This window comes from Methylobacterium sp. BE186, from assembly GCF_031457035.1.
Lineage (GTDB): Bacteria > Pseudomonadota > Alphaproteobacteria > Rhizobiales > Beijerinckiaceae > Methylobacterium > Methylobacterium segetis.
This window is the reverse complement of the sequence record NZ_JAVDVV010000030.1, coordinates 16,140-23,724: the sequence shown is the minus strand read 5'-3', so window position 1 is coordinate 23,724 and position 7,585 is coordinate 16,140. Positions and strand designations below refer to the sequence as shown.

The following is a 7,585-nucleotide window of genomic DNA, read 5'->3' as shown; positions in this document are numbered from 1 at the left end:
GCGAAAGGTCGGGGCGGAGAGACCCCTCCCGCCCCGGCCTTCCCCGAAAGCCTCCGGGCACCTCGCGGGCGTTCGCGCGATCGTCCCGGCACCGCGCGTGCGTCGTCGAGGGCCGGGTTAATTCCCGCCCGCGTGGAACATACCAGCGGTTGTAGAGTCGCCCCACCGGTGTCCCAAACCGGAAAGGTGCCGCGCATGTTCATGAGGATCGACCGCCTCCAGGCCGAACTGCCCCAGCCGAAGAAGCCCGACCCGAACGCCGCAGCAGCCCTGCAGGAGCTCCTCGGCGGCAAATACGGCGAGATGTCCACGCTCGGGAACTACATGTTCCAGAGCTTCAACTTCCGGGACAAATCGAAGCTACGGCCGTTCTACAGCCTGGTATCGAGCATCTTCGCGGAAGAGCTCGGGCACGTGGAGCTGGTCTCGACCGGCGTCGCGATGCTCAACAACGGCACCGGTGATCAGACCGAGGATGTCGACGTCTCGAAGGCTCCCTTCGAGGAGATGAAGGACATCCGGCTTGCCGGCAGCTTCCTCAGCAACGGCGGCGGCGCCATGCCGATGAATTCCAACGCCGCGTCGTGGAACATGGACATGGTCACGACGACGGGAAACATCATCATCGATCTGCTGCACAACTTCCACTTGGAGTGCGGCGCCCGTCTCCACAAGCTGCGCGTCTACGAGACCCTGAAGGACCCCACGGGCCGCGAGGTCTGCGGCTACCTCCTCGTGCGGGGCTCGGTGCACGCGCACGCCTATGCCTTGGCGCTCAAGAAGCTCACCGGCGTCGAGATCGAGAAGATGCTGCCCACGCCCAACATCGTCCTCGACAAGATCCCCGAGTGTCAGAAGTACCTGCAGGAAGGTTCGCACCGGCGCCTCTACCGCTTCAGCCCGAGCGACTACCAAGAGGCCGCCGGAATCTGGTCGAACGACGAGGTGGCGCTTCCCGGCGACCCGCCGGGCAATTTGGAGGTGGTGGACGGGTTGCCCGAGGGCGGCAAGATTCCCGAGCTCGACGGAAATTACGGGGCCTTCGCCCCGAACTATGCGCCGGAGGAGATCTTCGAGGTGGCGAGCAAGCTCTATAAGAAGAGCCGCTGATCCAGGCCGGACCCGGCGCGGGCCGTGCCGCCCGGGTCCTTTCCAGCGAGGATGGAAGCATTGACGGATAAGGCCGCGATCCCGTTCGACCAGATCCGCGAGCGCGCCTACGAGATCTGGGAGCGCAACCACCGCCCGGCCGGGTTCGAGATCGAGTTCTGGCTTCTCGCCGAGCGCGAATTGCGGGCCGAGCGCGAGCGCAAGCGGGGCGGGGAAACGGGTGGCCGTTCCGGCGTGGAGGACGCTTCGAGCTAGCGGGATCCCACGTATGGCATCCAGCGCCGGAGCGCGCAGTGCGTGGGCGCGAAGAGCAGGGCCGGCAACCCCACGATCAGCCCCATCAGCCAGGCCCAGGCCGGCAGGATCGTCTGCGCCGCGCGGTCGCTCAGGCCCCAGACATAGTTGATGTTGACGGGCGTCAGGCCCGGGTCGGGGTTCGGCGGCGGCATCAGGAGGAAGCAGATCAGCAGCGTCGCGACGGCCTGCGCGGTCCAGGCCGCGAAGGCCCGCCGGTCGTAACCCAGCCGGTACACGAGATAGACGAGGAGGATCGGCAGCCAGCCGTGGAAGCCCGAGAGCGCGCGCAGGAACAGCGGTTTGTCCGCGTCGAACATGTAAGCGGTCATCCCGGTGATCGGCAGGCCGATGGCGGTGCCGAGGAAATCGAGGACCCAGAGAAGCTGCGGCGCCAGGATGCCGACGGCGCACATGGAGATCAGGAGCGGGCTCTCGAGCCAGAGGCCGACGAGCGTCAGCAGGACGGCCTGATCGCAGAAGTACAGGAGGTTCGTCGGCCCGTAGGCCTGCAGGTAGACGGGCAGCATCACCGCCGCAAACAGCGTGTAGGCGATCTTGACCGGAGCGGGGATGCGGGAGCCCCGGCGGGCCGGCGCCGCTGGCGGCAGACTCGGCAGGAGGGCGTCGAGGGCGGCTGGAGGCGAGGGCATGTCGGGACCTGTCAATCCGGGGCGGAGAGGCCCGGACCGGTGTCCGGGCCTGCGGAGCGGGGTGGAGAGGCTTGGACCTCACTCCTTGCCGACGGACATCAGGAGGCGCTCGGTACGCGCATCCTCGATCCGATTGACCATGCGCTTGGCCTCATGGACGTCGCGGACCGTTTTCGTGACGGTCACGCAGGACTGCACCAGCATCACGACGCCCATGGCGAGGTAGCCCTTCAGCCAGAAATCGACCGGCAGAAACAGGATGCCGAAGCCGACCATGGCGGCGGCACCGATGAAGGACGCGTAGGTGAAGCTGACCCAGGCGCTCGAGTGGCGGGGTGTCTCGTTGGTCATGGTCTTCTCCTTTTCAGTAGCGGGCTGGTTCCGTGATCAGGCGGGCTCGGCGGCAAGACCCGCCGAGCGGCGAAGGCGTTCGAGGATTGCGGCTCCGGTCGGCCGGTCGTCGCCGCCGAAGCCCTCGCGCCTCAGGCGCTCGGCGATGTCGGCGCCGGGCTCGGCCTCGGCGAGCGCCGCCTCGGTGTTGGAAGCCTCGGCCTGGAGCTCCCGAAGGCGTGCGAGTGTCGCCTCGGCCTCCCGCAGCGTCGCCGTTTCCTGCGGGCGGGTACCGGCGCCGAGGCGCCGCACGGCTTCGGAAGCCGCCGCGACCCGGCGGCCGCGCTCCAGCTCCGCTTGGCGGCGGCCGGCATCGGCCACCGTCTCACGGATGCGGGCGACCTCGGCCGCGAAGGTGGCGCGGGCGGTGCGGATCGCGTCCCGCTCCCTCTCCAGCTCCGCGATGGTCTCGGCGGCCTCCGCGGCGAGATCCTCACGACCGGCCCTGAGGGCGGCGACGGCACGAATCTCCAAATCGCTGGCCCGCGCCTCGGCGGCTTCGGCCCGGCGCGCCTCGGCCCGATCGCCGGCGATCGCGACGGCGAGGGCTTGGCGGCTGCGTTCCAGCGAGGCCCGGGTCTCCCGGATCTGCTGGTCGAGGATGAGGAGCGCATTCTGATTGAACAGGTCCTCGGCGGCGCGGGCGGCGGCGCCGCGGGCGAGGAGACGAAGCATCTTGAGCATCGGGTACTCCGCTGATTGAACGGTGTTCACACCCGATGTCTCGCAGACGTTTGAACGTCGTTCAAGTGCGTTTTTGCACGACGTGCAAAGAGGTAGGTCCGCGATTGGCCGTCCGCCTCGTTCGTCCATCTTCAGGACACAGCCCATCCGCCGCAGCCCCGATCGGCAACTGTCGACGCCTCGCCGAGTTGGCATCCGCGAGTTGCATCCAAGGCGAAAAGTGCAACCCGAAGTCCCGTAGCCCGCGGCCCGCGTTCGACGCGATGGTTCGAGCAAGCGCCGCCGACCCGAGAGACGAGCCCATGAACCGCATCCACAAGCCGCTCGACGAACAGGTGATCATCATCACCGGTGCTTCCAGCGGCATCGGCCTCGCCACGGCACGGATGGCGGCGGAGCGCGGGGCGCGGGTGGTGCTCGCTGCCCGTGACGGCGAGGCGCTCGCCCGGGTCCGGAGCGAGATCGAGGGGGCAGGCGGGCGCGCGATCGACGTGGTCGCCGATGTCGGCGTCCGAGCGGATGTCCAGGCCATCGCCGACCGGGCACTGGCCGAGTTCGGCGGTTTCGACACCTGGGTGAACGTCGCGGGGCTGACGATCTACGGCTACCTCTGGGAGGTCAGCGACGAGGACAGCGCGCGGCTCCTGCAGACGAACCTCTGGGGAACGATCCACGGTTCCCTCGTCGCGGTCGAGCACCTGCGGGAGCGCGGCGGCGCCCTGATCAATCTCGGCAGCGTCGCCTCGGACCTCGCCTTCCCGCTCCAGGGGATCTACTGCGCCAGCAAGCACGCGGTGAAGGGTTTCACCGACGCCTTGCGCATGGAACTGCTGCAGGTCGGGGCGCCCGTCTCCGTCACGCTGATCAAGCCCGGCTCGATCGACACCCCGCTGCCCCAGCGGGCCCGCAACTACACCGACCGGGAGCCGAAGCTGCCGCCTCCGGTCTACCCGCCCGAGGAGGTGGCGCACGCGATCCTTCACGCGGCCGTGCACCCGCAGCGGGACATATTCGTGGGCGGCGGCGGCAAGATCCTCGCGGGCCTGAAGGAATTCGCACCCGGCGCCTACGATCTCCTGGCGCCCGCCGTCACGAGCCTGCAGAAGCGGAACGAGGCGCCGCGCAACCCGGAGGGCGCGCTCCACCGGCCGAGCGGCGACGGACAGGCGCATGGGAGCCATCCGGGCTACGTGATGCGCTCCAGCGCCTACACGCGGGCGAGCCTGAACCCGCTGGCCACCGCCGGGATGGTGGCCGCGGGCGTCGCGATGACCGCGGCCCTGATGCTGACGGGCGGCTCGCGCGGCGGGCGCCGGCCGTAGACGCCCGCACCCGCGGGACCCGCAGGCCGCATGTCCGCCCGCGCCGACCCGTGATATGCCGGCCGCCGGGCTCGAGCTTGGCAGTCGGTGGGACATGGGGGACCGGGGAACAGGATGGGCGCTGGGCCGGGCGGCCTGCGCGCTGAGTCTCACCCTCGCCATGTCGCTCGCGGCTTTGGCGGCCCGCGCGGAGGCATTCGATCCGCGCATCCTGCCGGCCAAGCCTCGCTACGTGCGCAACGCCGCCTGCCGGCCCGTCACGATCCCCATGCCGCCGGCGACCCACCGCCTGCCCGGCAGCAACCGGATCTCGCCGCGCCCGGCCGACATTCCGGTCGGCCAGGGCGACAGCGCCATCTGCTTCGCCTACGCCACCGCCGACATGATCTCCCAGCGCGTCGGTGTGGCCGTCTCCCCCCTCGACGTTGCCGCGAAGTTCTACTTCGCCGATCCGGCTCGCCTGTCGGAGATCGGCGACACCCGGATTCGGGACCACCTGCGAGCCCATCCGGCGTATCTCGCCGACATCGCCTGGAGCCGCAACGCCGCCGATATCAGCCACGACGGCAACCCGCAGCTGCAACCCTATTTCGACAAGCTGGAGGGCGGCGAAGAGGACGCGGCGGCGCTTCTCTACAATCTCGGCGGCCTGTGCGAGGAGCGGGACCTGCCCTCGCACGAGGGCTACGCGCACTTCACGCCCTATTTCGCGGCGCTCCGCTACAGCGCCCCGGTGCGGGCGCCGAACATGAGCTTCCGCAGCGTCGGCGCCACCGTCGACAAGCTGCGCAGCCGCCGCGCCGATGCGGTCAACGCCGCGTGGCTCGCGCAGGCCGAGGCGCTCTGTCGGCGCCGGCCGCCGCCGGTGCCGCTGCTGCCGGTCTCCTTCCGGATCGCCGCCAACCAACTCGCGTTCATGGAGATGCTGGAGGAGGGCCGGGCGCCGGCCCCGGCAACCGTCACGCGCATGCTGGCCATGGTCGATTACGCCCTCGACCATGGCCGCGCGCCCACCGTCGGCTACAGCTGGTACGTGCTGGAAGAGCGCGATCCCAAGGACCCGGACGTCGCCGCCGACCATTCGAGCGCGATCGTCGCCCGGCGGCGTGAGGCGGGCGCCTGCCAGTACCTCGTCCAGGACAACACCGGCGAATATTGCGCCCGCATGCGCGCGGGCATCCGCGAGCGCTGCGATAACGGGCGCGTCTGGCTCACCGAGGACGAGCTGAAGCGGACGCTCTACAGCGTGATCTATCTGCGCTGAGGCGGGGCGTCCGCGCGCTGCGCCCGCGCCTCGATCCCGGTCGCTCCTTCGGGACGGACGCCCGCGCGCGCAGCCACGGTTGGACGGCTCCGAGAGGGCTGAGGCGGGGTCCGATGCGAGCTCAGGCCACGAGCCCGACGAGCCAGTAGCAGGCGGCGGCGATGAGGGCGGCGGCGGGCAGCGTCACCACCCAGGCCACGACGATGTTGCCGGCCACCCCCCAGCGCACCGCCGACGTGCGCCGCGCCGCTCCGACGCCGACGATCGCGCCCGTGATCGTGTGCGTCGTCGAGACCGGCACGCCGAGCCAGGTCGCCGTGAACAGGGTGATGGCGCCGCCGGTCTCCGCGCAGAATCCCTGCATCGGGTTCAGGCGGGTGATCTTCGAGCCCATCGTGTGGACGATCCGCCAGCCGCCGAAGAGCGTGCCGAGCGCCATCGCCGCCTGGCAGGAGATCACGACCCAGAGGGGGACGTGGAACTCGCCCCCGAGATGGCCCTGCGAGTAGAGCAGCACGGCGATGATGCCCATCGTCTTCTGGGCGTCGTTTCCGCCGTGCCCCAGCGAGTAGAGGGAGGCGGAGACGAATTGCAGGGTGCGGAAAGTGTTGTCGACGGCGAAGGGCGTCGCCCGCACGAAGATCCACGAGACGATCAGCACGAGGATGAGCGCGAGCAGCAGCCCGAAGAGCGGCGAGAGCACGATCGCGGCCGCCGTCTTGGTCAGGCCGCCCCAGATCACGGCGTCGAATCCGCCCTTCGCCACGCCCGCCCCGACGAGCCCGCCGATCAGGGCGTGCGAACTGCTGGAGGGGATGCCGAGGATCCAGGTGGCGACGTTCCAGGCGATGGCACCGACGAGGGCGCTGAAGATCACGCGCGCGTCGACGATGCCCGCATCGACGATGCCGGTGCCCAGCGTTTGGGCGACGTGCAGGCCGAAGAACAGGAACGCGATGAAGTTGAAGAACGCGGCCCAGAACACCGCGTATTGCGGCCGCAGGACCCGCGTCGAGACGATCGTCGCGATCGAGTTCGCGGCGTCGTGCAGGCCGTTGAGGAAATCGAACAGCAGCGCGACGCCGATCAGGCCCACGAGCAGGGGGAAGGCGAGGGCAGCGTCTGTCATGGCTTGCCCTACACGTTCTCGATCACGATGCCGCTGATCTCGTTGGCGACGTCCTCGAAGCGATCGACCACTTTCTCCAAGTGCTCGTAGATCTCGCTACCGATCAGGTAGGCCATCGGGTTCGACTGCCCGTGCTCGCGAAACAGCGCCTTCAGCCCCTGCTCGTGCAACTCGTCCGAGCGGCCCTCCACCCGGGTGATCTGCTCGGTGAGGGCGCTCAGCCGCGTCGCGTGCGTGCCGACGCCCTTGAGGAGCGGAATCGCCTCGGCGGTCAGGTTGGCGGCCTCGACGATCGTGCCGCCCATCTCCTGCATCAGCGGGTCGAAGCTGCGCATCTCGAAGAGCGTGATGGTCTTCACCGTCTTGTGCATCTGGTCGATGGCGTCGTCCATCGACTGGATCAGGTCCTTGATGTCGCCGCGGTCGAAGGGCGTGATGAAGCTGCGCCGCACGGCGAGCAGCACCTCCCGCGTGATCTCGTCCGCCTCGTTCTCCCGTTCGCTGATGACGCGGCACCAGCGCGGCACCGCCTCGCCGCCCTTCAGCGCCTCCTGCAGCGCCGCCGCGCCGGCCACCAGCGTCTCGGAATGTTTGGCGAACAGGTCGAAGAACCGGTCTTCCCGGGGCATCAAGGCCCGAAACCACCCCAGCATCCAGGCCCTCCGAAACGCGATACGATCTCACCCGAGATCTCTTCCCCGACCGTGTTGTTGTTCCACATCCCGCGGCGTGGCAAGAC

The 7,585-nt window shown here is 69.2% G+C and carries 9 protein-coding genes; 4 read left to right on the top strand and 5 right to left on the bottom strand.

From position 1 onward, the window contains the following. Positions 1-195: 195 nt before the first annotated feature. Together J2X36_RS22950 and J2X36_RS22945 are read left to right on the top strand one after the other, a co-directional pair. Complete coding sequence (locus J2X36_RS22950; RefSeq protein ID WP_132251121.1) at positions 196-1,110, top strand: manganese catalase family protein; 915 nt, start codon at positions 196-198, stop codon at positions 1,108-1,110. A 51-nt stretch (positions 1,111-1,161) separates the two neighbouring features. Beyond that, entirely contained in the window at positions 1,162-1,365 is a 204-nt protein-coding gene (locus J2X36_RS22945; protein WP_310354152.1) for a DUF2934 domain-containing protein, read from the top strand. Here the strand turns inward: J2X36_RS22945 and J2X36_RS22940 are convergent. The 3 genes from J2X36_RS22940 to J2X36_RS22930 all read right to left on the bottom strand — a co-directional run bounded on the left by J2X36_RS22940 (position 1,362) and on the right by J2X36_RS22930 (position 3,131). Next, a complete protein-coding gene (locus J2X36_RS22940) occupies positions 1,362-2,057 on the bottom strand; it encodes a hypothetical protein (protein WP_310354149.1) in 696 nt (231 codons plus the stop codon). The two genes, J2X36_RS22945 and J2X36_RS22940, sit on opposite strands and share 4 nt — an antisense overlap. A 78-nt stretch (positions 2,058-2,135) precedes the next feature. After that, a complete protein-coding gene (locus J2X36_RS22935) occupies positions 2,136-2,408 on the bottom strand; it encodes a YiaA/YiaB family inner membrane protein (RefSeq protein WP_132251125.1) in 273 nt (90 codons plus the stop codon). A 36-nt stretch (positions 2,409-2,444) separates the two neighbouring features. Continuing rightward, positions 2,445-3,131 (bottom strand): PspA/IM30 family protein, encoded by a 687-nt coding sequence (locus J2X36_RS22930; protein ID WP_310354146.1) that lies wholly within the window; start codon positions 3,129-3,131, stop codon positions 2,445-2,447. 302 nt (positions 3,132-3,433) lie between these two features. Between J2X36_RS22930 and J2X36_RS22925 the strand changes: the two genes are divergently transcribed. Then, entirely contained in the window at positions 3,434-4,453 is a 1,020-nt protein-coding gene (locus J2X36_RS22925) for an SDR family oxidoreductase (RefSeq protein ID WP_132251129.1), read from the top strand. 94 nt (positions 4,454-4,547) lie between these two features. Continuing rightward, the gene (locus tag J2X36_RS22920; RefSeq protein WP_310354143.1) at positions 4,548-5,717 is read left to right on the top strand and encodes a hypothetical protein; all 1,170 of its coding nucleotides are present in this window, start codon (positions 4,548-4,550) and stop codon (positions 5,715-5,717) included. Positions 5,718-5,838: 121 nt separating this feature from the next. Here J2X36_RS22920 and J2X36_RS22915 read toward each other — a convergent pair whose 3' ends face one another. Next, on the bottom strand, positions 5,839-6,846 hold the full coding sequence (locus tag J2X36_RS22915) for an anion permease (RefSeq protein WP_310354141.1): 1,008 nt from the start codon (positions 6,844-6,846) through the stop codon (positions 5,839-5,841). 8 nt (positions 6,847-6,854) lie between these two features. Then, positions 6,855-7,499: a DUF47 domain-containing protein gene (locus tag J2X36_RS22910; RefSeq protein ID WP_132251135.1), complete on the bottom strand. Its 645-nt coding sequence runs from the start codon at positions 7,497-7,499 to the stop codon at positions 6,855-6,857. Between the last annotated feature and the right edge of the window lie 86 nt (positions 7,500-7,585).

What these genes read in the sequence shown, in the direction of transcription:
- J2X36_RS22915 (WP_310354141.1), bottom strand. Translation starts at nt 6,846, where the DNA reads ATGACAGACGCTGCCCTCGCCTTCCCCCTGCTCGTGGGCCTGATCGGC.
- J2X36_RS22910 (WP_132251135.1), bottom strand. Translation starts at nt 7,499, where the DNA reads ATGCTGGGGTGGTTTCGGGCCTTGATGCCCCGGGAAGACCGGTTCTTC.
- J2X36_RS22925 (WP_132251129.1), top strand. Translation starts at nt 3,434, where the DNA reads ATGAACCGCATCCACAAGCCGCTCGACGAACAGGTGATCATCATCACC.
- J2X36_RS22920 (WP_310354143.1), top strand. Translation starts at nt 4,548, where the DNA reads ATGGGGGACCGGGGAACAGGATGGGCGCTGGGCCGGGCGGCCTGCGCG.
- J2X36_RS22930 (WP_310354146.1), bottom strand. Translation starts at nt 3,131, where the DNA reads ATGCTCAAGATGCTTCGTCTCCTCGCCCGCGGCGCCGCCGCCCGCGCC.
- J2X36_RS22935 (WP_132251125.1), bottom strand. Translation starts at nt 2,408, where the DNA reads ATGACCAACGAGACACCCCGCCACTCGAGCGCCTGGGTCAGCTTCACC.
- J2X36_RS22940 (WP_310354149.1), bottom strand. Translation starts at nt 2,057, where the DNA reads ATGCCCTCGCCTCCAGCCGCCCTCGACGCCCTCCTGCCGAGTCTGCCG.
- J2X36_RS22945 (WP_310354152.1), top strand. Translation starts at nt 1,162, where the DNA reads ATGGAAGCATTGACGGATAAGGCCGCGATCCCGTTCGACCAGATCCGC.
- J2X36_RS22950 (WP_132251121.1), top strand. Translation starts at nt 196, where the DNA reads ATGTTCATGAGGATCGACCGCCTCCAGGCCGAACTGCCCCAGCCGAAG.